General features: G+C 74.2%; 18 protein-coding genes. 4 read left to right on the top strand and 14 right to left on the bottom strand.

Features of this window, described 5'->3' with window-relative positions; genetic code table 11:
• Positions 1 to 207: 207 nt before the first annotated feature.
• The 5 genes from ABT247_RS04830 to ABT247_RS04810 form a co-directional block, all read right to left on the bottom strand.
• Complete coding sequence (locus tag ABT247_RS04830; protein ID WP_350737969.1) at positions 208 to 1,134, bottom strand: FadR/GntR family transcriptional regulator; 927 nt, start codon at positions 1,132 to 1,134, stop codon at positions 208 to 210.
• A gap of 208 nt (positions 1,135 to 1,342) precedes the next feature.
• Positions 1,343 to 2,248 carry a hypothetical protein gene (locus tag ABT247_RS04825; RefSeq protein WP_350737966.1) on the bottom strand — a complete coding sequence of 302 codons (906 nt, stop codon included), beginning with the start codon at positions 2,246 to 2,248 and terminating at the stop codon, positions 1,343 to 1,345.
• 3 nt (positions 2,249 to 2,251) lie between these two features.
• Entirely contained in the window at positions 2,252 to 3,799 is a 1,548-nt protein-coding gene (locus ABT247_RS04820; protein ID WP_350737963.1) for an ATP-binding cassette domain-containing protein, read from the bottom strand.
• 268 nt (positions 3,800 to 4,067) lie between these two features.
• The gene (locus tag ABT247_RS04815; RefSeq protein WP_350737961.1) at positions 4,068 to 4,826 is read right to left on the bottom strand and encodes an NUDIX hydrolase; all 759 of its coding nucleotides are present in this window, start codon (positions 4,824 to 4,826) and stop codon (positions 4,068 to 4,070) included.
• Positions 4,827 to 5,066: 240 nt separating this feature from the next.
• Positions 5,067 to 7,190, bottom strand: a complete 2,124-nt coding sequence (locus tag ABT247_RS04810) for an amylo-alpha-1,6-glucosidase (protein WP_350737980.1) — start codon at positions 7,188 to 7,190, stop codon at positions 5,067 to 5,069.
• A 766-nt stretch (positions 7,191 to 7,956) separates the two neighbouring features.
• Here ABT247_RS04810 and ABT247_RS04805 point away from each other — a divergent pair.
• The gene (locus tag ABT247_RS04805) at positions 7,957 to 9,270 is read left to right on the top strand and encodes an alpha/beta fold hydrolase (RefSeq protein ID WP_350737958.1); all 1,314 of its coding nucleotides are present in this window, start codon (positions 7,957 to 7,959) and stop codon (positions 9,268 to 9,270) included.
• Between the two features lie 31 nt (positions 9,271 to 9,301).
• Here the strand turns inward: ABT247_RS04805 and ABT247_RS04800 are convergent, their stop codons facing one another.
• Positions 9,302 to 10,843: a DUF4192 domain-containing protein gene (locus ABT247_RS04800; protein WP_350737956.1), complete on the bottom strand. Its 1,542-nt coding sequence runs from the start codon at positions 10,841 to 10,843 to the stop codon at positions 9,302 to 9,304.
• A gap of 239 nt (positions 10,844 to 11,082) precedes the next feature.
• On the opposite strand from ABT247_RS04800, the gene ABT247_RS04795 reads away from it, so the two are divergent.
• Both ABT247_RS04795 and ABT247_RS04790 read left to right on the top strand, forming a co-directional pair.
• Positions 11,083 to 13,278 (top strand): RecQ family ATP-dependent DNA helicase, encoded by a 2,196-nt coding sequence (locus ABT247_RS04795; protein WP_350737952.1) that lies wholly within the window; start codon positions 11,083 to 11,085, stop codon positions 13,276 to 13,278.
• Between the two features lie 437 nt (positions 13,279 to 13,715).
• Positions 13,716 to 14,435 carry a hypothetical protein gene (locus ABT247_RS04790; protein ID WP_502892381.1) on the top strand — a complete coding sequence of 240 codons (720 nt, stop codon included), beginning with the start codon at positions 13,716 to 13,718 and terminating at the stop codon, positions 14,433 to 14,435.
• Positions 14,436 to 14,699: 264 nt separating this feature from the next.
• On the opposite strand, the gene ABT247_RS04785 is transcribed toward ABT247_RS04790, so the two are convergent.
• The 3 genes from ABT247_RS04785 to ABT247_RS04775 form a co-directional block, all read right to left on the bottom strand.
• Complete coding sequence (locus ABT247_RS04785) at positions 14,700 to 15,383, bottom strand: hypothetical protein (protein ID WP_350737949.1); 684 nt, start codon at positions 15,381 to 15,383, stop codon at positions 14,700 to 14,702.
• Positions 15,384 to 15,484: 101 nt separating this feature from the next.
• Positions 15,485 to 16,183: a ribonuclease HII gene (gene rnhB / locus ABT247_RS04780; RefSeq protein ID WP_350737946.1), complete on the bottom strand. Its 699-nt coding sequence runs from the start codon at positions 16,181 to 16,183 to the stop codon at positions 15,485 to 15,487.
• Between the two features lie 288 nt (positions 16,184 to 16,471).
• Complete coding sequence (locus ABT247_RS04775) at positions 16,472 to 17,023, bottom strand: TetR-like C-terminal domain-containing protein (protein WP_350737943.1); 552 nt, start codon at positions 17,021 to 17,023, stop codon at positions 16,472 to 16,474.
• 567 nt (positions 17,024 to 17,590) lie between these two features.
• Here ABT247_RS04775 and ABT247_RS04770 point away from each other — a divergent pair.
• The gene (locus ABT247_RS04770) at positions 17,591 to 19,141 is read left to right on the top strand and encodes an MFS transporter (protein WP_350737940.1); all 1,551 of its coding nucleotides are present in this window, start codon (positions 17,591 to 17,593) and stop codon (positions 19,139 to 19,141) included.
• A 310-nt stretch (positions 19,142 to 19,451) separates the two neighbouring features.
• On the opposite strand, the gene ABT247_RS04765 is transcribed toward ABT247_RS04770, so the two are convergent.
• From ABT247_RS04765 to ABT247_RS04745, 5 genes are all read right to left on the bottom strand, one after another.
• Entirely contained in the window at positions 19,452 to 20,957 is a 1,506-nt protein-coding gene (locus tag ABT247_RS04765) for a DUF4153 domain-containing protein (RefSeq protein WP_350737937.1), read from the bottom strand.
• Positions 20,958 to 21,224: 267 nt separating this feature from the next.
• On the bottom strand, positions 21,225 to 22,358 hold the full coding sequence (locus ABT247_RS04760) for a carbohydrate ABC transporter permease (protein WP_350737935.1): 1,134 nt from the start codon (positions 22,356 to 22,358) through the stop codon (positions 21,225 to 21,227).
• The gene (locus ABT247_RS04755) at positions 22,355 to 23,392 is read right to left on the bottom strand and encodes a carbohydrate ABC transporter permease (protein ID WP_350737932.1); all 1,038 of its coding nucleotides are present in this window, start codon (positions 23,390 to 23,392) and stop codon (positions 22,355 to 22,357) included. Before ABT247_RS04755 ends, ABT247_RS04760 begins: the two co-directional genes overlap by 4 nt.
• Before the next feature lie 384 nt (positions 23,393 to 23,776).
• Positions 23,777 to 25,162 (bottom strand): ABC transporter substrate-binding protein, encoded by a 1,386-nt coding sequence (locus ABT247_RS04750; protein WP_350737929.1) that lies wholly within the window; start codon positions 25,160 to 25,162, stop codon positions 23,777 to 23,779.
• Positions 25,163 to 25,586: 424 nt separating this feature from the next.
• Complete coding sequence (locus tag ABT247_RS04745; protein WP_350737926.1) at positions 25,587 to 26,801, bottom strand: cytochrome P450 family protein; 1,215 nt, start codon at positions 26,799 to 26,801, stop codon at positions 25,587 to 25,589.
• Positions 26,802 to 26,845 lie beyond the last annotated feature (44 nt).

Below are 26,845 nucleotides of genomic sequence, written 5' to 3'. Positions count from 1 at the left end.
GGCCCCGGGGCGGCCGTCGGGGCCACTCCGGGGCCGGCTGCCGTACGGGTCCGCGGGGTCGCCACCACGCGGAAGCCCTCCGGCTGCGCCGCGCGGGTGCGGCCGGAGGGCCTGGCGGAAGACTCGGCGGAGGGCCCGGCCGAAGGCTCGGCGGAGGGTGGCGGAGCGGGCCGCGCCCGGCGGGCCCGCTCGCGGAGAACAGCCCGCTCAGTGCTCCCGGGGCGCGGGGACGGAGGGCTCGATCTCGGGGTGGACGGTGAGCAGCGCCCGCATCGCGGCCTCGGCCGCGGTGCCGTCGCCGGTGCCCAGCGCGTCGACCAGCCGGGCGTGCAGGCCGACGGAGGCCTCGGAGGGCCGCTCGCACGAGATCGCCGGGCCGCCCGAGACCTGCAGCGCGCAGGAGACGATGCCGGACAGGTGCTCCAGCATCCGGTTGCCGGCCATCTGCAGGACCAGGCCGTGCAGCTCGGCGTCGGCCCGGGTGTAGGTCGACAGGTCGGCCTGGGCGGCGGCGTGCCCCATGATCTCGATCAGCTCGACCAGCCGCTGCTGGACGTCCTCCCGGCCGTGGCCGGCGGCGAGCCGGGCGGCCAGCGGCTCGATCGCCCAGCGGAGCTCGAAGAGCTCCCGACGCTGCTCGTCCCGCTGCGGGCCGAAGGCGCGCCACTCGATGATGTCCGGGTCCAGCAGGTTCCAGTCACTGACCGGACGGACCCGGGTGCCGACGTTCGGACGGGCGCTGACCAGGCCCTTGGCCTCCAGCACGCGCAGCGACTCGCGGACGACGGTCCGGGACACCTCGAACCGCTGGCCGATCTCCTCCGGCACCAGCGGACGGTCGGCGCCGAGGTCGCCGGAGACGATCATCTGACCGAGCTGCTGGACCAGCTGGCCGTGCAGACCGCGGCCTCGGCTGCTGGTGGTCTTGCGGCCGACCCGGGCGATGTCCGACTCGGCGCCCTCCCAGCGGGGCACCGGCGGCCGGTCGGCGTACGAGAAGCGGTCCAGATCGCCGGAGCCGTGGATCGGCCCCTCGGCGGAACGGGCGGGGGTCATGGTGGGGTGCGCAAGGGTACTCACGCCTCCTTTGTCGGCGATCCGCCGACGCAGCTTGAGAATTCTCGTGAAAAGCACACGAAAGGGTGATCGACCGTGACTGGATAATTGACTTCTTATCAGGAAGAACCGCTCATTACGGTCACTGCTGGTCGATCTTGGTGGATCGGGGCGGTCTGACGGGCAACTGGCGGCTCGGCGGCGGGCGTTACGGCCGCTGGACGGTGGGGCTGCGGTGCCTTGCGGCGGGGCGCGACGGGTCCTCGCGGGCGGTGGGCGACGGACGCTACAGCGCTCGGCGGCGGGCCTGGACGAGCAGCGCGGCGAGCAGCAGGACCGCCCCGGGCGCCGCGACCGCCGCGAGCAGCGCCGGGTCCGTCAGCGCCGAACCGCTGGCCGCCACCTGGCGCGCCCCGCCGTACACCCAGCCGTAGGCCCATTCGATGCCGGACTGGAAGGGCAGCAGCCCGGCCGCCCGGCTCGGCCAGGGCCGACCGGTCCGGCGCAGCAGCAGGGCCACCCCGGCCTCCAGCAGCGGCGGCAGGGCGCACAGCAGCAGCATCCCCGCGGCGGCGCTGCGGGTCAGCGAGGCGGTCAGCACGCCCGTCCAACCCGCCACCACGGTCAGCAGCACGAACGCCAGCAGCGCGGCCGGCACCCCGTGCCCGGCCACCAGCGCCAGCGGGGCGAAGCCGCCCGGCAGATCCCCGAGCCCGTCCAGCCCGAGGGCGCCCAGCGCCTCGGACACCTGCGCGGAGAGCGCGGCCGGGTCCGACCAGGCCGCCACGCTCACCCCGGCCGGCAGCGCGAGATGCACCGCCACCGTGTCGAGCAGCAGGGACGCCAGCGCCAACAGCGCCGCCACCGGGCCGATCACCAGCAGCTTGGCCAGCAGCAACCGGACCCGACGGGAGTAGCGGACGTGCGAGGCCGCCAGCCCCGGCTGGCGCACCTCGTGCCCGTAGGAGAGCGCACCCAGCAGGCCGGCTCCGAGTGCCGTGAAGGGCAGCGGGATCAGCGGGACGGCGGCGGTCAGCAGTCGCACCCCGGCCGGGGCGGCCAGCAGGCCCGCCGGGGCCTGGCTCGCCAGGACGGCGGCCACGACCACGTCGCAGAGCAGCACGGCGGCGAACAGCAGCCAGGTGGAACGCAGGCCGCGGAGGCGGCGCAGCTCGTAGGCCAGGACACGCACGGTTCACTCGCTCCGGTGGTCGTCGGGGGTGGCGGGGGCGTTGCCGGTGGTCAGGCGGCCGAGGCGGACGGTGTCGTCACTGAGCAGGTCCTCGGCGCTCTCCCGACGGCGCGGGTGTTGGGCCGGGGTGCGGGCGGAGCCGTCCGACGGGGCCGGGGCGCTCGCCATGGCGGTGGCGCCGGTCGGGGCGGTGGCCCCGGTCGGGGCGGGGGCGCCGGTCGGGGCGGTGGCGCCGGTCGGGGCGGTGGCGCCGGTGGGGGCGGGATCCGGCGTGGGGGCAGTGGCGTCTACGGGGCCGGGCTCACCGGGGAAGAACCGGTCCATCGCCAGGGTGGGGGCGGGGTCGGTCTGGCGGGCGGCGGCGGCCGCGCCGAGGGCGGGGAGCGCTGCCCGCACGGCGGCCACCGGCAGCGCTCGGGTGGGCAGGGAGGCGTCGGCCCGGCCGCGGCCCTCGGCGGCGGGCTCGGGGACCGCTGGCTGACGAGCCGGCTCGAGGTGCGGCTCCGGATGGGGGCCCGAGGTCGGATGAGGGACCGAGGTCGGGTCCGGGTCGGGGTCCGGGTCCGAGCCCGGGCTCGGGCTGGGCTGGTCGGTCCCGGGCGCCGGCTCGGGGTGCTGGTCCGGCGTCTGCTGGACCCTGAGGTGGCCGGACCGCCCGGAGGGGGCCGGCAGGGCGGCCCGGGGCACCGGTTGCTCGACCACCCGGTCCGCCAGCTCGTGCAACAGGATCCCGTGGCGGTAGGCGAGTTCACCGATCTCGGTGCGGTCGATGCCCGCCACCGCGAGGCCCGCGCCGCCGTCCCGGCGCACCTCGGCGCCCTGGCTGACCAGCAGGTCGGCCAGGCGCGCCATCTGCGGCCCGCGGACCGCGACTTCGGGGCTGAGCCTGGTCCGGCAGAACTCCGACACGGGCTGATCGGCCACCATCCGACCGCGGTCCAGGGTGACCACTCGGTCCGCCAGCTGCGCCGCTTCCTGCGGGGTACGGGTGGTGACCAGGACCGTTCCGCCCGCGACCGCGAAGGACCGCAGGAAGGAGTGGAACCACTCGACGTTGCGCGGCGACAGCCCCTCGGTCGGCGCATCCAGCAGCAGCGTGCCGGGATCGCCGAGCAGCGCGGCGGCCAGGGCGAGCCGGCGGTGCATGCCGGGCGAGAAGCTGCGCAGCCGCTGCCCGGCGACGGCGGCCAGCCGGGTCTGCTCCAGCAGTTCGTCGGCCCGGCGAGGGGGTACGCCGACCGCCGCGGCCAGCATCCGCAGGTGGCCGCACGCCTTGCGCCCCGGGTGCCCGGCCCCCTCCCCCGGCCCGGCCAGCAGCACACCGATCTCCCGCTCGGGGCGCCGGATCCGGCGGTACGGCCGGCCGTCGAAGAGCGTGATGCCCTGGCCGCGTTCGAGTTCGAGCATCAGCCGCAGGGCGGTGGTCTTGCCCGCTCCCTCGTCGCCGAGCAGCACCGTCACCATTCCGGGCCGGGCGTCGAAGGTCAGATCCAGCACGGCGGGCGGGACGCCTTTGCGATACGCCCTGGTCAGTCCCGTGATCTGGATCATCGCTGGCTGCTCCCATGCGCTCGGCCGACCTTCTCGACGCCAGCACATTAGGGGTCAGCACCGCCGATTCCGGGCATTCTCGAACCGCCACGGGCCGACCGCCTGTCCACCTCACCCGATCAGGGGACAATCCGATCCTGCGATTCACAGGTCCGGGCATGCCGTCGGGCATCGCTACCGGCGATCCGCCGCAGGGGGTGCGGTGCGGTGGTCCGCCGGCGGGGGGCGCGGTGGTCCGCCACCAGCTTCCCGGCCGGACTCCGGGCTCTCAGGATTCCGGGCGGAGCATGGGCGGGTTGAGGACCGTGGCACCGCCGGCGGTGAAGAGCTGGGCTGGGCGCCCGCCCTGACGGGTCGTGGTGCCACCCGACGGGAGGAGGAAGCCGGGGGTGCCGGTGACCTTGCGGTGGAAGTTGCGCGGGTCCAGGACCACGCCCCAGACGGCCTCGTAGACGCGGCGCAGCTCACCGACGGTGAACTCGGTCGGGCAGAAGGCGGTCGCGAGGGAGGAGTACTCGATCTTGGAGCGAGCGCGTTCCACACCGTCCGCCAGGATCAGACCGTGGTCGAACGCGAGCGGGACGCCGTCGGCCGGGCTCTCCCCGAGGAGTTCGCTGACCGGCGCCCAGCGGGCACTGCTGGCGTCGCCGCCGGCTCGGGGGGTGGGGAGGTCGGGGGCGAGCACCAGGTAGGCCACACTGACCACGCGCATCCGAGGGTCGCGCTGCGGGTGGCCGTAGGTGGCGAGCTGCTCCAGGTGGGCACCGGCCGCGCCGGGGCCGACCGCGTCATGACCGGGGGCGGAGTGGGCGCGCAGGCCGGTCTCCTCCGCCAGCTCCCGGGAGGCGGCCTCGGCCAGGCCCTCGTCCGGGCGGACGAATCCGCCGGGGAGCGCCCAGTACCCCTGGTAGGGCGGCTCACCGCGCCTGACCAGCAGGGCGCAGAGTGAGTGGTCGCGCACCGTCAGCACCACCAGGTCTACCGTGACAGCGAACGGCGGGAAGGCCGACGGATCGTAACGCGACATGGCGACGATCATAGTCGTCTCTCTGACGATAAGCACAGGCCAGGACACGGAGGGGCGGTGTCGGTGGCCTGCCCGCGCGGGCACGTTCGGGCACGGGCGGACGCGGCGGTGATGCCACGGCGACCTCGGCCCGGCGACGGTCGGTGCGGCTACCTGGGCCCGGCCGACGGCGCCAGGCAGCTCCGGGCCCGGGCGGGGCCGCCGCGGCGGGTCCCGAGCCGGGGGCACCGCCGGGGCGCGTCAGCGGGCGACCAGTTGAAGATCTGCCGAAGCCTCCTCCACTATCGCCACCCCGATCCGGCTGACCCGGACCGAGAACGGCTCACCCGCCACCCGTAGGCCCGTCAGCTCCAGTTCGCCCAGCGGGGCGGTACTGGCCGGGCGGACCAGCACCCGGCCGCCCGGGACGTCGGGCCGCACCCCCGCGAGGGCGAACACGGCGTGGACGGCTCCGGCCGCGGAGACCGCCGCCGGGCGACAGGCGGCCGGGTGCGGCACCGGAGGGCAGCCCAGGGTGCGCTGCTCCCCCGCGTACATCTCCGGCAGCCGGCCCTCGAAGTGGGCGGACGCCGCCAGCAGTCCCTCCAGCAGGGTCCCGGCCTCGTTCTCATGGCCGGCCTCGGCGAGCCCGGCGATCGCCAGCGCCGTCTCATGGATGCGCACCGCGCCGCCGCGGTGGCCCAGCGGATTGAAGCGAGGGGACTTGGCGCTGAGCGTGCGGAGGCCCCAGCCGCTGTCCAGCTCCGGCGCGACCAGACGCTGGGCCAACAGCCGGGTCTGCTCGCGGTCCAGCAGGCTCTCGTGCCGACCGCCGTCGACGGCGAGCCCGGTGTCGAGCAGGTGCACCAGGGAGGACGCGAGGGCCGGCAGCGGCTGGCCGCCGGGGGCGAGGCCGGCTGCGGGGCGGCCACCGGAGAGGTCGTCGATCCAGAACCGCTCGCGGAAGCGGCCGCGCAGCTCGGTGGCCCAACTCCGCCAGTCGTCGGCGCCGGGGCGGCCGAAGGCCTCCAGGAGCTCGGCGCCGTGCAGCGCCGCGCGGTGCGCCTGCGCCTGCACCTCGGCGCGGGCCGCCACCGGGTGGGCCGCGCGGTCCTCCACCGGACGGCTCAGGTCCGTGACGAAGCCGTCGACCAGGCCCTCGCGCAGCACGGCCAGGGCCCGCTCGGCGGCCGGGAGCAGTTCGGCGACCTCGGCCCGCGGCAGGCCCCAGCGCCATGCTTCCGCCAGCACGGTGACGAACAGCAGGGTGGCCTCGGTGGCCGTGCAGGTGGGCGGCAGCTCGGGGCCGCCGTGCCGCAGCGCGCCGGGCAGCAGTCCCTCGACGCGGCCCGGAGCGGCGGAGAGCTGCTGACGGCGGGCCAGCGCGCGCAGGGTCCCGGCGGCGAGCCTGGTGCCGAGCGGCAGGGTCAGCCGGGCGGCCCAGAGTGCGTCGGCCGGGGCGAGGCCGAAGCGCCAGGGTGCTCCGGAGGCCGGGTAGAGGTCGGTCGGGCGGTCGGGGTCGGCGAACAGCAGCCCGCCGAGGGCGTCCAGCGAGCGGGTGACCAGCGGGGCCGCGCGGGTGTCGTCGCTGCGCACCTCGGGTTCGGCCCAGGGCAGTGGGACGCCGGTGCCGCGCCCGGCGGGCGGGCGGGGACCGCCGGGGGAGCTCTCGAGCTCGGCGCGCAGCTCGACCGACCAGCGGGCGCCGGGCTGGACCTCCAGGTCCCAGCGAAGCACTCCGGCCCCGGCCAGGACGGCGTGCGGGGAGGGCTTGGCACTGACGACGGCGCTGTGCACCGGGCCGGACCAGCGCAGCCCGGCCGACTGGACCTGGCCCGGGAGGTCGGCCGGGCGGTGCCCGGCCGCGATCTCGGCGACCGGGCCGAGGTCGGTGCCGAGGGCGATCTCCAGCGGCAGGCGGGCCGGTCTGGTCCCTGTGTTGCGTACGGTGACCGTCTCCACGCCGTCGGCGTGGCGCAGCCGCTCGACGGTGAGCGCCGGGTCCGGGTCGAGGTCGCCGGGCAGACGGAGGGCGCCGAGGAAGCGGGCCTGGGTGGCGCTGGTCTGGGTGCCCTGGAGCGGCAGCGGCTCCATGCCGCCGAGCCGCAGCTCCATCCGGGCGAGCACCCGGACACCGTTGCGGTAGAAGCCGTGCAGTCCGTGGCCGCGCAGCTGGCCGTCGGGACCGGAGGCGGCCATCGCGGGGGCGTTGACGCAGAGCACCGCGTGGTGGACGGCCGGGGGCTGGGGGCGCGGCGGGGCCGCGAGCCGTCCCGGGGCGGCGGGCGCGCCCGCCGGCCCGGGCGCCGGAATCTGCTCGGACCGACCGGCCGGCCTGGGCGCGCCGACCACGCTCTCGGCCGGCATGGCCTGGGGTGGCCTCATGGCGGTCACCGGACTCTCCTCCCCTCGGCGGTCCGGCGGCCGGTCAGGGCCGGTGGGCCGCGAGCATGCTCGATCGCGTACTGATGGTGCCGCACCGGCGGGCTTCTCCCGTCGGCGCCTGTGCCGTGTCTGGCCGTACCCGGTGGTGGGCCGTGCCAAGCGGCGTGCGGTACCTGGCTGGTACCGGCGCCCCATGCCGTCGTGTCGGGCACCTCCTCGTGCCCAGCGCCTCGCCCGGCCGGCACCTCGTCAGGTCCGGCGCCCCGTCAGGTGCACGGCGCCACCGACCTGCCGGGACGCCTCGCCCGTACGCCCCGATCGCGGCGCGTCGCCCCCGTGGCCCGCGCCCGGGGGCTCGCGGCCGAGCTCGGCCGGTCGGCACCTCGGGGCGGACGGCCGCTCGGATCCGGGCGGCCGGTCCGGCGCCGTACGGGCGCAGGGCCCCCGGGGTGAACGCCGCGCACCGCCCCCAGGTCACGCCCCCGCCCGTGACTTCCGGTCGCCTCCGGGCGGCCGGGCCGTCGCGCCCTCGCGGCCGGACCTCCCTCACAGGCCTTGCCGAGGCCCGCCACCGCTCAAGGACCGCACGGGCCCGGTTGGTTGGAGTCGGTGATTCGACCGCCGGCGGCCGCCCCGCCGGGGAGAGGGACGGTCGAACCGGTGCTCGATCGCGGCCAGGATACGGTGCGGGGGTCGCGGCGCTCGCACCCGGTGACCCCGTGAACCGCGACGCAACCGCTGTGACCAGCAGAGACCGAGGAGTTACATGTCCACCGTCAGCCGGCTGCCCGGGATCGTCACGACCGACCACGTCTTCCTGGTCCCCCTCGACCACAGCGCCCCCGACGGCGAGCAGATCGAGGTGTACGCCCGCGAGGTGGTGGCCTGCGGCCGTGAGAAGGACGACCTGCCCTGGCTGGTCTTCCTCCAGGGCGGCCCCGGTGGCAAGGCCGCCCGCCCGCTCGGTCGCGACACCTGGCTGGACCGCGCCCTGGACGACTACCGGGTCCTGCTGCTCGACCAGCGCGGTACCGGACGGTCCACGCCCGCGACTCGGCAGACCCTCGCTCGGCGCGGCGGCCCGCAGGAGCAGGCCGACTACCTGGCGCACTTCCGCGCGGACTCGATCGTGCGGGACGCCGAGCTGATCCGCCGGCGCCTGCTCGGCGCCGACAGGCGCTGGAGCGTGCTCGGCCAGAGCTTCGGCGGCTTCTGCACCCTCACCTACCTCTCCTTCGCTCCTGAAGGTCTGACCGAGGCCTTCATCACCGGCGGCCTCGCCGGTCTCGACAGCTCCGCCGATGACGTCTACCGCGCCGCCTACCCGCGCGTGATCGACAAGAACGAGGCCCATTACGCCCGCTTCCCGCAGGACGTCCAGGCCGTGCGGCGAATCGCCGCCCATCTCGCCGACGCCCCCGCCACCCTGCCCGACGGGGGGCTGCTGACCGTCGAGGCCTTCCAGTCCCTCGGACTCATGCTCGGCCGCGGCAGCGGCTCTGGCGCCCTCCACTACCTGCTGGAGGAGGCCTGGGTGGAGGGCCCGGCCGGGCCCGAGCTCTCCGACACCTTCCTGGCCGGCGTGCAGGCCCGGCTCTCCTTCGCCGAGGGACCGCTCTACGCCGTGCTCCACGAATCGATCTACGGCCAGCGCTCGGTGGACCAGGGCGGCACCGCGTGGTCGGCCGAGCGGGTCCGCAAGGAGTTCCCCCGGTTCGACGCCCAGGCCGCGCTGGCGTCCGACGCGCCGGTGCTGTTCACCGGGGAAATGATCTACCCCTGGATGTTCGACACCGACCCGGCGCTGCGCCCGCTGAAGGAGACCGCGGACCTGCTCGCCGCCCGCGCCGACTGGCCCGACCTGTACGACCCGGCCCGCCTGGCCGCCAACACGGTGCCGGTCGTGGCGGCGGTGTACCACGACGACATGTACGTGGACACCGCCGACTCGCTCCGAACCGCCCGTGCCGTGCGCGGCCTGCGGACCTGGGTCACCAACGAGTGGGAGCACGACGGCCTGTCGGTGAGTGGCGGCAAGGTGCTGGACCGGCTGATCAAGATGGCCCACGGCGAGGTGTAGCAGCCGCGGGAGGGCCAGCACGGCGAGCGGATCAGTGCGCACGACGGCCCGCTCTCGCCGCCTGTCGGGCGCCCCGGCACCGATGGAGCCCGGTACCGGCTCGGACGGCGGCCGACGCACACGCCGCCGCCCGGCCGAGCCGGATGCCCCGGGCGGGCCGGCGCCCGGCCACCGGCCCGCCACCCGGCGTCGGTCCGCACCCGCGCGCCGGGATCATGACCGCAGACCCGGGGCCTGGCCCGTTCCCGTCCGGTACCGGCCCGGGTGAGCCTCCGGAGTCGCTGGATCCGCCGGGGCCGCGTTCGGCCGGGCTGGGAGCGGTAGCCGCCCCCTTCCGGCGAGCGCCCCGTCGGCGTCGACGCCCACCCCCGGACGACCCGGACCGCCCACCGGGAGCATCGGGGTCCGCGCCCGCAGTCGGGGCGGACCCCGGTCCGGGCACGCCGTCTCCTGCGGCCCCGGGCCTTGACGCCGACTCAGCCATGCGTTCCTCACGGCGCCGCCGCTGGGCCTCGACGGCGGCCATCAGTGCGTTGGGCGTCATGCCGTCGTTCATCGACTCGTACAGCAGCTCGGCCAGCAGGTAGCCGGGGGCGAGCCGCAGGACATGGCCGAGCACCACCCGAGCGGTCGCCGTGTCCCCCGCGGCCCAGGAGGCCCAGGCCAGCAGGGTGAGCGGAGCCACCGCACAGCCCTCGTACGGCGGCACGGCGCGCCGGGCGAGGAAGCGCCACAGGCGTTCGGCGGGAGCGAGTTCGGCGGGCCTGACGTACTCGACGCCGCGGTCCCGGGTGAGGCGGTCCCGCAGGGCGAGCAGCAACCTGGCCGTGCGCTCCTCGTCGAGCTCCCGGGCGCCGGCCGCGAACTCGGCGAAGGCCTGCTCCAGCAGTGCGATGCCGTGCTCCCGGGAGGCCGCGCCGGCGACGGCCTCGGCGCGGGCGAGCGCCGCGCGCTGGACGGCGTCCTCCGGCGGGCCGACCGGGGCCAGTCCGCCCGTGATCGCCTTCCGGCTGCCGCGCGGCACCAGGCCGGCCACCGTCGCCGCGGCGGCCGCCGGGCCCGGACCGGGCCCGCGCCGCACCGGACTGCCGGCCGGATCGCAGCACCCCTCGCGACGGCACAGGAAGGACCACCACCGGCCGTCGGAGACGCACAGCGACTCCTTCACCGCCACTCCCCTGCGCCCGAAGGCCGCGCGGAGGTGGTCGGCCAGCGGCCTCAGGCGCTCCACCACGGGCGGGGCGTGCGCCGTGCCCCGGTCGTGGCAGAGGTAGAGGAGCACCTGGAGCGGCCTACTGCCGTGCCGCTCCGAGAGGGCGACCAGCAGAGCGGCCGTCTCCTCGGCCGCCGCGGTCCAGTCCGCGGGCGAAGCCGGGAGGTCCGCCCGGATGACACCGCCCTGGTGAAGGTCGGAGCCCTGGAGGCCGACCGCGACGATGCTGTCGTCGGGGTAGAACCCCAGGAGGTAGGGCAACAGCTCGGCCATGTCGGCCGGACCGCGCATGACGACCGGCCGCTGCTCGGAAGCCGGGCCGAGGGACAGGGTGACGTGTTCGTTGTTCATCGCGTTCATGGCCGCAAGACTGAACGCAATCCGAGATCAGCGCCTGACTTCCTTTTTTCCTGTGGATAACCCCGGCCACGAATTTCCCATCGCTCATTCGGGGCACACTAAACCCACACCGTCGAGTGGATTTCGTCGGCCGTTCAGCGGATCAACGGATGAATTCCACCCCGCCATCCACCCTGTCTTCCCCCTGCGAGCCCCGCCTCGTTCGCCCCTTGTCGGCGCCATGGGGTTACATCGACGCCATGCAGCAGCCCGACATCCACACCACCGCCACCGCCGACCGCGAGCAGGTCCGGGCCCGGGCCGAGTCCGTCCTCCGGGAGCTGGCCGGCCCCGCCGCCGTCCTGCGCGAGGACCAGTGGACGGCCATCGAGGCCCTCGTGGTCGACCACCGCCGCGCCCTGGTCGTCCAGCGCACCGGCTGGGGGAAGTCCGCGGTCTACTTCATCGCCACCGCCCTGCTCCGCGCCCGGGGCGCCGGGCCGACGGTGATCGTCTCCCCGCTGCTCGCCCTGATGCGCAACCAGGTCGACTCCGCGGCGCGGGCCGGCATCCACGCCCGCACCATCAACTCGGCCAACACCGAGGAGTGGGACGAGATCCAGGCCGAGGTCGCCGCCGGGAAGGTCGACATCCTGCTGGTCAGTCCCGAGCGCCTGAACAACCCGGACTTCCGCGACCAGGTGCTGCCGAAGCTCGCCGCCTCCACCGGTCTGCTCGTGGTCGACGAGGCCCACTGCATCTCCGACTGGGGCCACGACTTCCGGCCCGACTACCGACGGCTGCGCACCATGCTCGCGGAGCTCCCGCCCGGCGTCCCGGTACTGGCCACCACCGCCACCGCCAACGCCCGGGTCACCGCGGACGTCGCCGAGCAACTCGGTACGGGCACCACCGACGAGCACGCCCTGGTGCTGCGCGGCCCGCTCGACCGGGAGAGCCTCACCCTCGGCGTGCTCTCCCTGCCCGACCCGGCCCACCGGCTCGCCTGGCTGGCCGACCACCTCGACCGGCTCCCCGGCTCGGGCATCGTCTACACCCTGACGGTGGCCGCGGCCGAGGAGGTGACGGCCTTCCTGCGCGAGCGCGGCTTCCCGGTGGCCTCCTACTCCGGCCGCACCGAGGACGCCGAGCGCCGCACCGCCGAGGCCGACCTGCTGGCCAACCGGGTCAAGGCGCTGGTCGCCACCTCCGCGCTCGGCATGGGCTTCGACAAGCCCGACCTCGGCTTCGTCGTCCACCTGGGCTCGCCCAGCTCGCCGATCGCCTACTACCAGCAGGTCGGCCGGGCCGGGCGCGGTGTGGACCGGGCCGAGGTGCTGCTGCTGCCCGGGCGCGAGGACGAGGCGATCTGGCGCTACTTCGCGTCGCTGGCCTTCCCACCGGAGGAGCAGGTGCGCCGCACCATCGACGCCCTGGCCGAGGCCGGCCGGCCGCTCTCCACCGCCGCCCTGGAGCCCCGGGTGGACCTACGCCGCGCCCGGCTGGAGACCATGCTCAAGGTGCTGGACGTGGACGGCGCCGTCCGCCGGGTCAAGGGCGGTTGGACGGCCACCGGGCAGAGCTGGGAGTACGACACCGCCCGCTACGCCAAGGTGGCGGCCTCCCGGGAGGCGGAGCAGCGGGCGATGCGCGACTACGCGGCCACCACCGGGTGCCGGATGGAGTTCCTGCGCCGCCAGCTGGACGACGAGCAGGCCGCGCCGTGCGGGCGGTGCGACAACTGCGCGGGCCCCCTGCACACCCCGGAGGTCTCCGACGAGACGCTGGCCGCGGCCCGGGCCGCGCTCGGCCGCCCGGGGGTGAGCTTCGAGCCCCGCCGACTCTGGCCCACCGGGATGGATGCGCTCGGAGTGCCGCTCAAGGGCCGGATCCCGGCGGGCGAGCAGGCGGAGACGGGGCGGGCGCTCGGCCGGCTCTCCGACATCGGCTGGGGCAACCGGCTGCGCACCCTGCTGGCCGAGCAGGCACCGGACGTGCCGGTACCCGGCGAGGCGGTGGACGCGCTGGTGGCGGTGCTGGCCGACTGGGCGCGCGGCCCGGGCGGCTGGGCCGGGCCGGCGACCACGGACGGCGCCCGGCTGGACCGGCCCGTCGGCGTGGTGGCCATGGCCTCCGCCACCCGCCCCCGACTGGTCGGAACTCTCGCCGCACGGATCGCCGAGATCGGTCGGCTGCCGCTGCTCGGCCGGATCGAGTACGCGGGCGGCCTGCCGCCGCACGGAGCCCGCAGCAACAGCGCCCAACGGCTGCACTCGCTGGCCGGGGCGCTGGTACTGCCGCCGGAGCTGGAGCAGGCGGTGGCGGCGGCCGGCGGGCCGGTGCTGCTGGTCGACGACCTCGTCGACTCGGGTTGGACGGTCACCGTGGCCGCCCGGCTGCTGCGCCGGGCGGGGGCGAGCGCGGTGCTGCCACTGGTCCTGGCCGTGCAGGGCTGAGCGGGCGGCGTCGGGCCGCCGCAGGGCCGGGCCACCCGGCCAGGGCGGTCACCAACCGCCACCACGACCGCCAGCACGACCGTCGCCACCGACTGGGTAACCAACTGCATCACTCGAATGGCCTAACGAAAGGGGGCTGCCAGGGGATTCCGATCACGCGGCGGACCGACCCGAGAAAGGAGAGCGCGCCATGCCGAAGGGGCTTCACCGCACCTTTTGCGCGATGTGGATCAAGGCTGTGCGGCGTCTCCGCGACGCTCGGGCAGTTGTGGAACATATCCGACAGAACATGGGCTATCGGGTGGCGTTCATCATTTCATCATTGCCGGTCCGCCCCCGTTACCCCGAGAATTGGGAGGTACCCGAAACCCGATCCGCTGGATCCGTCCTTCGGTGTACGCAGGCGCCCGCCCGCCCACGGGCCAGGAAGGAGGATCGTGGTCAACGGTATCGACCGAGGTCAACATCCCCTCTCCGGGAGGCCGGCGCCAAGACGGCTGCTCGACCTGGAGACCTGGACCGCCTCGGGGGTCCCGTTGCTACGCGATCCGCGCGCATTCGTCCTGGAGTTGCACCAGCGCCACCTGCCCCAGCCGGGGACGGTCGTGGTCGGTGTCCTGGACGCGAGCCACCACTTGGCCGCCTCGGCCTCGTTCACGCCCTGGCCGCACGACACCGACGGCTGGCAGCACCGGAACGACGTGCTGGCACACCTGCGCCGGATCACTCCGCACGACCTGCGACGACCCGAGCCGACCCGCACGGCCGTGCTGCTGCGCTGCCGCGAGGGCGCCCCCGGCTGGACCGAGCAGGACGGGGCCTGGATGTGGGCGCTGCGGGACGCGTCCGCGCTGCACGGGCTGCGCTGCGGCTCGTACATCGGGCTCACCCCGGCGGGCTGGCAGATCCTCGGCGAAGGGCGCAGCGGGCGCCACCCGCACGCCGGTTCATGGGCGGAAGGACCGGTGCACACCGTGACCGAGCTGCCTCCGAGATCGGCGCTCGACGACGCTCCGCGCCGACGGCGTGCCCGGCAGCAGGCGGCCGAGCAGACCAAGCGCGTGGACGGTCCGCAGCGCGCCCACCCCTCCGAGACCCCGTGGGCCCCGGCGCGGGTCACGGCCGTCGAGTCGAGCCGCCGCACCGGCACCCGCTGAGAGGCGGGCACGGAAAGCCGCGCTGCGGGAGTCGGCGGGACGACAGGGCGCCGCACCCGTCGGCCGAGTGGTGGACGACGGGTCGGCACCAGGTGGCTGAGGAGTCGGCAATAAGCCCCGTTCCGTCGAAGCTGTGCGGCGAGCGCTTCGGACGGACCCCGGGCTCGGCGCCGTACGGCACCGAGCCCGGGGCGGGAACGGCTGTCGGTCCCTGGCAGTCAGACCTGGGCCTGTCAGACCCGGGTTCTGTCGGCCTCGGCCCGGTCAGGCCTTGACCGGGCGCCCCGGCGCGCCGCCGGACACTCCGGCAGCGGTCGGGCCGGCCTCTCCGCAGACCACCAGCAGCGCGGTCGCGTGGCCGAGCGCCTTGGTGTAGGCGTCGGCGGCCCGGGCGGCCGAACCTCCGTTGACCACCAGGACGACCACCTCGCGGCGGACCGGGCGGGTCAGCGCGGCGTCGGCGTAGAACACGTCCCCGCCCTCGGCGAGTTGCGCCCAGTAGCGCTCCTCACCGAAGGAGAGCTCGTGCTGCTGCCAGGGGTGGGCGTCGCCGACGGTCAGCACCAGGATGTCGCCCGGGTTCCGGCCGGAGTCCAGCAGCAGGTCGACCGCGTCGTCGGCCCGCTCGAGCGCCTGGGCCGGGGCGGCGGCGATCCGCTGGACCTCGACCTGCGGCACGGGGGCGGCCGGCCGGCGCGGTGCGGGCCCCGGCTTGGGGATCAGGCGCGGCGGGCCCGAGCGGTCGGCGCGCGGCGGAGCCGGGCGCGGTGGCGCCGGCCGGGGGCCGGGCACCGGGGCCGGCGCGGCGGTGACGGTGGCGGGTGCGGTGGTGGGCACGCTGCCGGTGGCAGGCGCGTGGAGGGCTTGTGCGTCCGACTCGCGGGGGAAGGGAACGCCGGGGCCCGGGAGGCTCTCGTGAATCTCCGGCTCCTCGGGGAAGACAGGCATACCCGGATATCTATCAAATGCCGGTCGGACGCGCACGGGCGCCCCACCCCTTGGCCACCGGACCCCCACCCGCCATGGCTGGGGCAATTCCAGACGGACTGTCAGAAACCGAGCACCAGCTGTTCGTCAGCGGACCCCTGAGCCGCACCGGGAAGGTCCCTGATGCGCTTGAGGTGCCGCCACTTCGGCAGGGCGTCCAGGTAGGCCCAGGAGAGCCGGTGCAACTCGGTGGGACCGTGCTCCTCCAGCGCGGCGCGGTGCACCGGGGACGGATAGCCCGCGTTGTCCGCGAAGCCGTACTCGGGGTGAGCCTCCCCCAGTTCGGCCATCAGGCCGTCGCGGTGGACCTTGGCGAGCACCGAGGCGGCGGCGACGCAGATGCAGGACTGGTCGCCCTTGATCACCGTGCGCACCCGCCAGGGGCCGCCGAGGTAGTCGTGCTTGCCGTCCAGGATCACCGCGTCCGGCTCGACCGGAAGCGCCTCCAACGCGCGGACGGCGGCCAGCCGCAGCGCCGCCGTCATGCCCAGCTCGTCGCACTCCTGCGGCGAAGCGTGCCCCAGCGCGTACGCGGTGACCCAGTCGGCGAGCACCGGCGCCAGCGCCTCACGGCGCAGTTCGGTGAGCAGCTTGGAGTCGGTCAGCCCCTCGGGCGCCCTGCGCAGTCCGGTGACGGCCGCACCGACGGTGACCGGCCCGGCCCAGGCACCTCGTCCGACCTCGTCCAGGCCGACCACGACCTTTGCGCCGGCCCGGCGCAGCGAGCGTTCGACGGAGTGCGTCGGCGGGACGATGGGCATCGCAGGGGCTCCGTTCGGCAAACAGCCCCTTTCCACTGGGGACAGCCTCCAGCCTAAGCCGTCTTACGAGCGCCCAGAACCGGCCCTTCACGACCCGACACCCGGACCGGCACCGCCCTGGCCCCACCCCGGGACGGGGCCCCACCCGCCCCGACCCGGACCGGGCCCCACCCGGCCCCGCCCCCACCCCGGGCCGGGGCCCCGCCCGACCCCCGTCCCGGACCAGGCCCCGCCCGACCCCCGTCCCGGACCAGGCCCCGCCCGACCCCCGCCCCGGACCGGGCAGCCCTACGGTTGCCGGATCAGCGGCACCAGCACGTCGTCCATCAGCCGGGCCGCGAAGTCGGGGGCCATCTCCCGGTCGTGGATCTTCACCCGGTACAGCAGCATCGCGGGTATGACGTCGGCCACCAGCGGACTGACCGCTCCGGGCCGGACGTCGCCGCGCTCGGCGCCCCGGCGGAGGATGTCCAGGATGGCGTCCTTGGTCGGTTCCATCACCCGCTGCACGATGAAGTCCTTGCACACCTCGGCCTGCTGCTGGGAGAGCTCGCCCATCAGCACGTGCAGCGCGGCACCCGCCCGGGAGCCGATCGCATCGGTGAACAGCTCGACGAGGTGCAGCAATTCGGCCCTGGCCGACCCGAGGTCGGGGACGCCGTGAGGACGTGGGAGAGTGGAGTCCAGGGCGTCGATGACGAGTTCCATCTTGGACGCCCAACGCCGGTAGAGCGCGGCCTTCCCGGTCCGTGCCGCAGCGGCGACGCCCTCCATCGTCAGTCGCGCGTAACCGCCGGAGGTGAGCTGGTCGAGCGCGGCCTCGAAGATCGCGTTCTCCAACTCCTTCCCCCGGCGCCGCGCGGGCCGGGCCAGTGCCTCCCGGGCGGCCCGCACCGCGCAACGCGGCTCCGGCTCCCCGTCCGACACCCCCGCGAGCGCCACCGGGACCACGGGCGGCGATGCCGCCGGCCCCGGAACCGCCGGCATCGCGGACGACCGAACCGCGCCGTCCGCCGGTCGGGCGGCCGCCCGACCGGATGCCCGGTCCGCCGTGAGTCGCCGCACCAACCGTTCCATCGCCACCGCCCTTAAGGAACGCTTGCGTTCACTATCTTGCCCAGGATATCTTCCAGATTAGTGAACGGGACCGTTCCTTCCCAGCCCGCAGCGCGCCGCGCAGCGACCCGCCCGTGTCCGCGCACAGCAGCAGACCGGACCCGCGTTCGGCCGGATACCGGGCACTGAGCCAACGAGCACCGAGCACCGAGCCAGCGAACACCGGATCACGGAACGCCGGCTCACCGAACACCGAGCACCGAATCGGCAAGCACCGAAACGCCGAGCGCCAGAACAGCAAGCACCGAGTCACCGAGTCACCGAGCACGTAGCCAGCAGGGGGAAGCATCCATGGCCATCTCCGACACGCTCAGCAAGAACGCACCACCGAAGGGCCGCCAAGGTCGGGGAAAGGGCATCACCCTGACCGTCATCGCGGCCACGCAGCTCATGGTCGTGCTCGACGCGACCATCGTGAACATCGCGCTGCCGCACATCAAGGACGCGCTGAACTTCTCGACCACGGACCTGTCCTGGGTCATCAACGCCTACACGCTGACCTTCGGCGGCCTGCTGCTGCTCGGCGGTCGTGCGGGTGACATCCTGGGCCGCCGCCGGGTGTTCATCTTCGGCACCCTGCTGTTCGGCCTGGCCTCGCTGCTGGGCGGCTTGGCGCAGGACAGCGGTCTGCTGCTGGCGGCCCGCGCGCTCCAGGGCATCGGCGGCGCGATCTGTTCACCGACCGCCTTCGCCCTGATCGCCACCAACTTCGACGAAGGACCCGAACGCAACAAGGCGTTCGGGGTGTTCTCGGCGGTGGCCGGCTCGGGTGCGGCGATCGGCCTGCTGGCCGGCGGTGTGCTCACCGAGTACCTGAACTGGCGCTGGGTGTTCTTCGTCAACGTGCCGATCGCGATCCTGATCGCGATCGCCGCGCCGCGCTACATCGCCGAGTCCGAGCGCCACCCGGGCCGCTTCGACGTGCCCGGCGCGCTCACCTCCACGCTCGGTCTGGTCGGCCTGGTCTACGGGTTCATCCGGGCCGCCTCGGACGGCTGGTCGGACGGCATCACGCTCGGCTCCTTCGCGGCGGGCGCGATCCTGCTGGCGGCCTTCTTCGTGATCGAGAACCGCACCGCCCAGCCGATCACCCCGCTGCACCTGTTCGCCGACCGCAACCGCACCGGCGGCCTGGTGATGATGCTCTGCCTGGCCGCGGCCATGTTCGGGATCTTCTTCTACGTCGTCCTGTTCGTGCAGGGACCGCTCGGCTACTCGCCGCTCAAGGCGGGCGTGTCGTTCCTTCCGATCAGCGTCGCAATCATCATCGCCGCGCAGATCGCCTCGGCCCTGCAGGTCAAGTACGGGCCGAAGCCGTTCATGGCGGGCGGCGCGCTGCTGGTCACCATCGGCCTCTCCTGGCTGACCCAGATGGACAAGGACAGCGGTTACCTGGACGGGGTGCTCGGCCCCACGGTGGTCTTCGGCTTCGGCATGGGCCTGATCTTCGTCCCGGTGATGCTGCTCTCGGTCGCGGGTGTGCCGGGCGAGGAGACCGGCGCCGCCTCCGGCCTGCTCAACTCGATGCAGCAGATCGGTGGTTCGCTCGGCCTGTCGATCCTGACCACGGTGTTCGCGCACTACGCGACGGCCGAGGCCAAGGCCCAGCTGCCGGGGTTCATGCAGAGCGCATCCCCCACGGAGCTCGGCTACTTCCAGCAGCACCACGAGTTCCTCCCGGGCACCGATCCCGCCAACTCCGTCCTCGCCCAGGGGATTTCGCACGGCTTCATCGTCGGCGCGGCACTCGCGGGGGTGGCCCTGCTGATCGCCCTCTTCGTGATCAAGGCGAAGGCCAGCGACCTGCCCAGCGGTGACTCCGCCAGCGTGGCGATGCACTGAGCCGCGACGGAAGGACAGCGGCGCACCAGCGCCACCACGACCGCGGCGCCACAGACCGTACGGGCCCGCCGGGAGCACCTCGCCCCCGGCGGGCCCGTTTCGTGCGCCGGGCCGGGCAGTGCCGGGCCAAGCTGAGCGACGCCGGGCCGGGGCGGCCAAGGCCGGGCCGGGCAAGACCGCGCCGAGCCACGCCGGACCGGGCCGGGCCGGTTGTCAGGCCGTCCGCCCACCCGTCCGCCCGCTCAAGCCCCCGCCCAAGTGCCCGTCCGAACACCCACCCGTTCGTCCGCCCATCCGTCCATTCCGTCCGTCAGGAGTTCGGCCCGACCCGTAGCCCCGCCCACGCGCAGGCGGTCGCGCCATCGGAGCCCCCGTCACTCAACGGCCGGGCGGTCAGGATCCCGCGGGCCTGCTCGGCGGAGCGGCTGGTGGCGTACCAGCCCGGGGAGTGGCCCGCCAGGTCGGTGCGGATCAGCTGCAGCGCGCAGGTCCGCTGGGGTTCGGGGAGACGGTCCAGGGCGGGCACCGCGTCCGCGGAGAGTTCGCGGACGTTGCGCAGGTCGATCTGCTGCGAGCGCTCGAAGCGGTCGACGTTCTGCTCCGCGACGATCGAGTCCGGCCCCATCAGCCCGTACACCGCGACGGTGAGCATGCCGCTGAGGACGACGACGCGCGGCAGCCAGTCGGCGCGCCGGGTGAGCCCGGCGGTGATCAGCAGCAGGAAGACGACGCCCAGCCAGGATTCGACCACCAGCACCCACAGCCGCAGCCGGGTGAGCCCGGAGGCGTCGACGTAGAACCACATCCGGCCGAGCGCCGAGGCGACCACCACCAGCGCGAGCAGGCAGAGCAGCCCGAGCAGGACCCTGGCCACCCGGCGGTCGCCGGGTGTGGTGCGCGGGGCCCACCGCTTGGCGACGGCCACCACGACGAGGGTCAGCGCGGTGATCGCGCTCAGCTGCCAGAGGCCCTGCCGCGCGTACTCGGAGCGGCTCATGCCGGTGTCGCGAAGCACGGCGTCGGCCCCGCCGAGCACCACCACGGCCTGGATCACGGCGAAGGCGCCGAACAGCAGGTCGAGCGCGACCAGCGGCAGGGCCCACTCCAGACGGCGCCGTTCCCGCCCCGGGGCGGCGGTCATGCGGTCCCAGCGGCGCGGACCGGCTGCGGTGTGCGCGAAGCCGAGTGCGGTGACCGCGCCGGCCAGGAACAGCAGCGCCCGCAGTGGCAGTTGACCGAAGTCGACGCTGGGGCTGAGGTCGCTCAGCAGGTCCGCCATGCCGACGTCGGCGCTGGCGAACAGCAGGCCGAAGACGGTCAGCAGAACGGCGGCGACGGCGAGCGCCTTGAGCACCGGGACGATCCGGGCCCGGCCCGGGAGGCCCCTCCCCCGCAGGCCGCTCCAGGCCCAGGCCACGCCCGGTACCGGCTGCCAGACGGCGGCGGGCAGCGCCAACAGCACTCCCGCCCAGCGCCGCCCGCCGTGCAGCGCCAGCGAGGCCAGTCCGAGCGCTCCCGCGACGGCCAGCAGGGCGGCCGGGCCGGCGTCCCACAGGGCCGGGACGGCGAGCAGGGCGAGGGCGAGCAGGCTCCAGACCACCGTCCACGGCCGGATCCGGCGCCCGGCTCCTCGGGCGACGACACCGGCCCCGACGGCGGTGGCGGCGCCGCAGATCAGCAGGTTGGCACCGACGCCGTCGTACAGCAGCCAGGCCGTCAGGAGGCCGGTGGCCAGGGCCGCCAGGAGGACGCGGGACGTGGCCGCCGCCCGGTGGTCGGGCGCCGTGCGGCGCAGCCGGTCTCCGTGCGAGGGCACGGGCACGCCGGGCGACCGGAAGGGGCCCGTCGGGCGGTGCCAGGCAGCGGGTAGCGGATCGGTCGGGGCAGGCGTGGACGGACCTGACGTGAGTCCCCCTCAGTGGTCGGCGGGCATGCGGAAGCCACCCTCGGGGTCGTCCGCCCGGTGGGCGCGCTGGCCCGGCGGCCGGGGCGCCGTGCGCCTCGACCGCTGCCGACTCTAGACCATTCTGAACAAGTTCAAAAGTCAGTACTGAACGTGTTCAGAACCCTCCGATCACCTGCTCTACCCCTTGACCGACCCGGCCAGCAGCCCGCGGACGAAGTACCGCTGGAGGCTGAAGAAGACGATCAGCGGCACGATGATCGACAGGAACGCCCCGGCCGTGAGCAGCTCCCAGCGGCCGCCGAACGAACCGGACAGCTGCGCCAGCCGGACCGTCATCGGTGCCACCTCCGGCGTGCCGCCGGCGAAGGTGAGGGCCACCAGCAGGTCGTTCCAGACCCAGAGGAACTGGAAGATCGCGAACGAGGCCAGCGCCGGAGCGCACAACGGCAGCACGATGGACCGGAAGATCTTGAAGTGCGAGGCGCCGTCCACCACCGCCGCCTCCATCAGGTCACGCGGCAGCTGGGCGATGAAGTTGTGCAGCAGGAACACCGCGAGCGGCATCGCGAACATGGTGTGCGCCAGCCAGACGGGCGCGTAACTGCCCTTCAGGTCCACCGCCGGGATCAGCGTCAGGGAGCCCAGGTGCGCCCCGCTGGAGAACAGCCGCAACAGCGGGATCAGCGCCATCTGGAGCGGCACGACCTGGAGCGCGAACACCGTGAAGAACACCGCGTCGCTCCCCCGGAACCGCACCCAGGCCAGCGCGTAGGCCGCCATCGCCGCCAGCACCAGCGGGAAGAGGGTGGCCGGGACGCTGATCGCCAGCGAGTTCACCAGGAAGGGCATCAGACCGGTGGAGACGCCGGAGCCGCCCTCGAACAGCACCGCGTGGTAGTTGCCGAGGCCGAAGTCGGGGTGCAGCAGGGCGTTCCACCACCCATCGGCGGTCACGTCCTGCTTGGGGCGCAGCGAGGTGACCAGCAGGCCGAGGGTCGGGATCGTCCAGAGCACCGTCATCGCGATCACGAACGCCGAGGCCAGCGGGCTGCTGAAGGCCTTCCGGACGGGGCTCCCCGCACCGCCGCGACGGCCCGCGGGCTTCCGGCCGAGCGGACCCGGGCCGACCGGCCGATCCCCGCCGGCCTCCCGATCCCCGCCGGCCTCCCGACGCCTGCCGGCCGCCCGATCCCCGTCGGCCGTCGCGCCCACCGCGTCCGCCACGTCCACCGCGCCGGCCGCGCCCGCCTCCGGCCCCCCGCCGGACCCCGCTCCGACCGCCGCCGCTTCCTCCTCCTCACGAGCGCTCACCGCACCTCACGCTCCCTCCGCAGCTGGATGATGTTGTAGGCCACCAGCGGCAGCACCGCCAGGAACAGCAGGACCGCGAGGGCGCTGCCCCGTCCGTCGTTGAACTGCACGAAGGACTGCGAGTACATCTCGTTGGCCAGCACCTGGGTGCCGAAGTTGCCGCCGGTCATGGTGCGGACGATGTCGAAGGCCTTCAGGGTGATGATCATGACGGTGGTCAGCACGACCATCACCGTGGTCCGGATCATGGGCACGGTGACGGACCAGAACAGCCGCAGGCCGGTCGCGCCGTCCAACCGGGCCGCCTCCGTCACCTCGGCCGGGATCGCCTTGATCGCCGCCGACAGCACCACCATCGCGAAACCGGTCTGCACCCAGACCATGACCACCATCAACAGGAAGGTGTTCAGCGGCTGGCTGAGCAGCCAGTTCGGCGGATCCGACCAGCCGACCGCATGGGCGAGTTGGCTGAGCAGCCCGATCTGCGGCTGGTCCTTCCCGCGCGCCTCGTAGACGAACTTGAAGATGATCGAGGCGCCGACCAGCGAGATCGCCATCGGCATGAAGATCAGCGACTTGTACACCGCCTGACCGCGCATCCGGTCCACCAGCAGCGCCAGCACCAGGCCCAGTCCGGTCGCCGCCAGCGGCGCGACCACCAGCCACAACAGGGTGTTGAGCAGCACCTGCCGGACCGAGTCCGTGGTGAAGGCCCAGCCGAAGTTCTCGCCGCCGACGAAGCGGCTGCCGTCGGAGTTCTGCAGGCTCAGGTAGACGGTCCGCACCAGCGGCACCACCAACCCGACCGCCAGCAGCACCACGGCGGGCCCGAGGAACACCAGCACGGCCAACGGTCGGGCCAGGCGGCCCCGGGCCCGACCGGCCACCAGGAAGATCACCAGCAGGATGCCCAGGAAGCCGGCGATCGCGCCGATGCTGTTGCCGAACTTGACCGCCGCGTCGCCCAGGGTGCCCGCGGCCAGGGGGTCGGCGACCGACGGGTCGACGGACGGCGGGGAGCCGGATACCGGCATGGCTGTACGTCCCTTCGGATCCGGTGGGTGAGGGGAAGGGGCGGGCGGTGCGGGTGCCGAGATGAGGCAGCCCCGGTTGCCGCACACGCAGGGCGGGCCCCGTCGGGGTCGCGGCCGGGGGGGCCCCGGTATCCCGGTTGGGTGTCCCCCCACTCCTTAGCGGGGGGTTGTGGGACTGGGGGGGGGGGGGGGGGGGGGTGGCCCCGCACCGCCCTCGGCAGGTGGTCCTCGTACGCGCGCCCGACGCGCCCGCGGCGCCCGACGGCCCGGGCGAGTCCGATCGGCCCGACGACCCGGGCGAGTCCGATCGGCCCGACGACCCGGCCGACCCGGCGACCCGGCGGCCCGAACGGGCCCGGGCGAGCCCGCCCGGGCCCGGCCGTCCTACTTCGGCCAGGCGGCGTCGATGTCCGCGGCGGTCTTCTGGATCGACTGCCCCTCGGCGAACCAGGCGGTCAGCGACTTCCACTCCTGCCCGGAGCCGATGGCCGCGGGCATCAGGTCGGAAGCGTCGAAGCGGAAGGTCGCGCTCGGGTCGGTCAGCGCCTCCGCCGAGAGCTTGTCGATCGGGTCCGTGTAGAGGCTCTTGTCCACGCCCTGGTTGGCCGAGACCCAGCCGGGCGCGGTCTTCACCCGGCTGCTCGCCCAGTCCGAGCTGGACAGGTAGTTCTGCACGGCCTGCACCTCGGGCCGGCTGGAGAACGCGGCCAGGAACTCACCGCCGCCCTCGACCGGGTTGGCGACCGACGGGTTCACGGCGGGCAGGTGGAAGGCGAAGACGTCGCCGTCCGGGCCGACCTTGGTGCCCTTGGGCCACTGGGCCTCGTAGAAGGAGGCCTGCTGGAGCATGGCGCACTTGTTGGTGAGGATCGGCGCTCCCGCGTCCTGGAAGGTGGTCGTGGCGATCGACTTGACGTCACCGTAACCGCCGTTGACCCAGGCCGGGTTCTGCATCCAGTCGGCGACGGTCCGCATCGCCGTGGTGACCTTCTCGTCGGAGAACTTCACCTGGTGGCCCACCCACTGGTCGTAGACCTCGCCGCCGTAGGTGCCCAGCACCACCTCCTCCAACCAGTCGGTGGCCGGCCAGCCGGTGGCCGTGCCGGAGGCGATGCCGCCGCACCAGGGCTTGGGGCCGCCCGCCTTGGCGATCCGGTCGCTGAGCGCCACCAGGTCCGCCCAGGTCTTCGGCACCTCGTAGCCGGCCGCTTTGAAGGCCTTCGGCGAGTACCAGACCAGCGACTTCATGTTGGCGCTCATCGGGGCGGCGTAGAAGGTGCCGTCGACGGAGCCGTACGTCTTCCAGACCGGGCTCCACTTCTCCTGGTTGGCGACGGTCTGGGCGGGCGGCTTGACGACCTTGCCGCTCTTGACCATCTGCGCCAGCAGGCCCGGTTGGGGGACGATCGCGAAGTCCGGTGCGTTGCCGCCGGCCACCCGGACCGGCAGCTGGGACTCGAAGTCGTTGGACCCCTCGTAGCTGATCTTTATCCCGGTGCACTTGCTGAAGTCGGCCCAGGACTTCTCCAGGTTGTCCGACTCCGGGCTGAGGATGGAGGCGAACATCGTCACCGTGGTGCCCGAATGTCCGGCGTACGGCTGGTACTTGGCGCAGTCACCGGTCAGGGTCTGGGCTGCTCCGTCACCACCGCCCGAACCGCCGGAACTGTTCGAGCAGGCCGCGGTCAGGGCCAGTGCCGCCAACAGGGCTGGGGCTGCGGCCAGTCGGCGGCGGGAACTCCGTGATGACGCGGTCGGGTTGAGGGCCAATGCGGTACTCCTCGTCAGGGCGTGCTGTCGACGTGGGGTGAACGACGTTGCGCTGTACCTGAGATGGGCGTACGGAGATCGCGGACGAGCGACGGCTGAACCGATTCGACGACGTTAACGCAGCCATCGGCCGCCGCCAAGGTCCATGGTCGACCTTCGTCCGCCGGCACCCGACCAGCGACTCCGGAAACCGGCGGCCGCCTCCCGATCACACCGGCGGCCGTCTCCCGATCACGCCGGCGGCCGTCTCCCGATCACACCGACAGCCACCCCCCGATCACACCGGCGACCGCCCCCGATCACACCGACAGCCACCTCCCGACACACCGGCAGCCCCCCGGCCCGATCACACCGGCAGCCCCCGGCCCGATCACGCCGACGGCCCCGCCCGAAAAACCGGACGGGGCCGCGACGCCACCACGGGTCAGACCAGCCGGACCGGCAGCTCCAGCAGACTGTTCACCACCAGCGTCGGGCTCGGCCGCAGCTCGGCGTCCGGCACCGCCAGCGACAGCGCGGGGAACCGCTCGAACAGCGCCGGCAGCGCGATCCCCGCCTCCAGCCGGGCCAGCGGCGCCCCCGGGCAGACGTGCGGGCCGTGCCCGAAGGACAGGTGGCGGGTCGGCTCCCGGGTGATGTCGAACAGCTCCGCGGTCACCCCGTGCTGCAGCGGGTCCCGGCCGATCGCGTTGTACGAGATCAGCACCGGCTCGCCGGCCGGTACCACCACGCCGTCGACCTCGATGTCCGCGGCCGCGAAGCGGAACAGGAAGTTGCTGGTCGGCGGGGTCCAGCGGAGCGACTCCTCGACCACCGCGTCCCAGGACACCTTCCCCGACCGCACCAGCTCCAGCTGGTCCGGGTGGGTCAGCAGCGCCCGCACGGCGTTGCCGATCAGGTTCACCGTCGTCTCGTGGCCGGCCGCGATGATCACCCGCAGGGTGGCCGCCGCCTCGGCGTCGGTGAGCGCCCCGCCCTCGGTGTCGGCCGCCAGCAGCGCGCTCGCCAGGTCCTCGCCGGGCGCCGAACGGCGCTGCGCCACCAGGTCGTCGACGAAGGCGTTCAGCCCGGCGATGGTCGCCTGGATGCCCGCCGGGTCGGGCTTGATGCCGAAGAACCGCTCGTACAGGTCGCGCAGCACGCCGTGGTCCGACTCCGGCACGCCCAGCAGCGAGCAGATCACCGTCATGGGCAGCGGGAAGGCGAAGGCGGTCTTCAGGTCGACCACCGGCTCCCCGGCCGCCAGGCCGTCCAGCAGCGCACGGGTGATCGCCTCGACCCGCGGGCGCATCAGCTCGACCCGCCGCGGGGTGAAGGCCTGGGCGACCAGCGCCCGCAGCCGGCGGTGCTCGGCGCCGTCCGTCGTCACCATGCTCGGGCCCGGCACCGCGAGGCCGATCAGCGGCCAGGTCTTCGGCACCTCGCCGCGCTGGTAGGCCGCCCAGTGCCCGGCGTCCTTCACCAGCCGGGCGTCGGTGAGCAGCTCACGGGCGGCCGCGTGCCGGGTCACCGCCCAGGCGGCGACCCCACCCGGCAGCACCACCGGCACCACCGGGCCGGCGGCCCGCAGCAGGGCGCCCTCGGCCGCGTTGTCACGGGCCAGTGGGTCGAGGGCGATCGGGGCCGGGGCAGCGCTCATCGGCGGCAACTCTCTTTCGGGTACCGGAACTTCGAACGATTGTG

The sequence above is a fragment of the Kitasatospora sp. NPDC001539 genome, from assembly GCF_040298565.1.
Classification (GTDB): Bacteria; Actinomycetota; Actinomycetes; order Streptomycetales; family Streptomycetaceae; genus Kitasatospora.
The sequence above is the reverse complement of the archived record's forward strand: the minus strand, read 5'-3'. Positions and strand labels throughout refer to the sequence as shown.

Coding starts and splice junctions, on each gene's coding strand:
- ABT247_RS04745 (WP_350737926.1), bottom strand. CDS start 26,801: ATGAGCGCTGCCCCGGCCCCGATCGCCCTCGACCCACTGGCCCGTGAC.
- ABT247_RS04755 (WP_350737932.1), bottom strand. CDS start 23,392: ATGCCGGTATCCGGCTCCCCGCCGTCCGTCGACCCGTCGGTCGCCGAC.
- ABT247_RS04820 (WP_350737963.1), bottom strand. CDS start 3,799: ATGATCCAGATCACGGGACTGACCAGGGCGTATCGCAAAGGCGTCCCG.
- ABT247_RS04815 (WP_350737961.1), bottom strand. CDS start 4,826: ATGTCGCGTTACGATCCGTCGGCCTTCCCGCCGTTCGCTGTCACGGTA.
- ABT247_RS04810 (WP_350737980.1), bottom strand. CDS start 7,190: ATGAGGCCACCCCAGGCCATGCCGGCCGAGAGCGTGGTCGGCGCGCCC.
- ABT247_RS04800 (WP_350737956.1), bottom strand. CDS start 10,843: ATGAACGCGATGAACAACGAACACGTCACCCTGTCCCTCGGCCCGGCT.
- ABT247_RS04795 (WP_350737952.1), top strand. CDS start 11,083: ATGCAGCAGCCCGACATCCACACCACCGCCACCGCCGACCGCGAGCAG.
- ABT247_RS04805 (WP_350737958.1), top strand. CDS start 7,957: ATGTCCACCGTCAGCCGGCTGCCCGGGATCGTCACGACCGACCACGTC.
- ABT247_RS04785 (WP_350737949.1), bottom strand. CDS start 15,383: ATGCCTGTCTTCCCCGAGGAGCCGGAGATTCACGAGAGCCTCCCGGGC.
- ABT247_RS04770 (WP_350737940.1), top strand. CDS start 17,591: ATGGCCATCTCCGACACGCTCAGCAAGAACGCACCACCGAAGGGCCGC.
- rnhB (WP_350737946.1), bottom strand. CDS start 16,183: ATGCCCATCGTCCCGCCGACGCACTCCGTCGAACGCTCGCTGCGCCGG.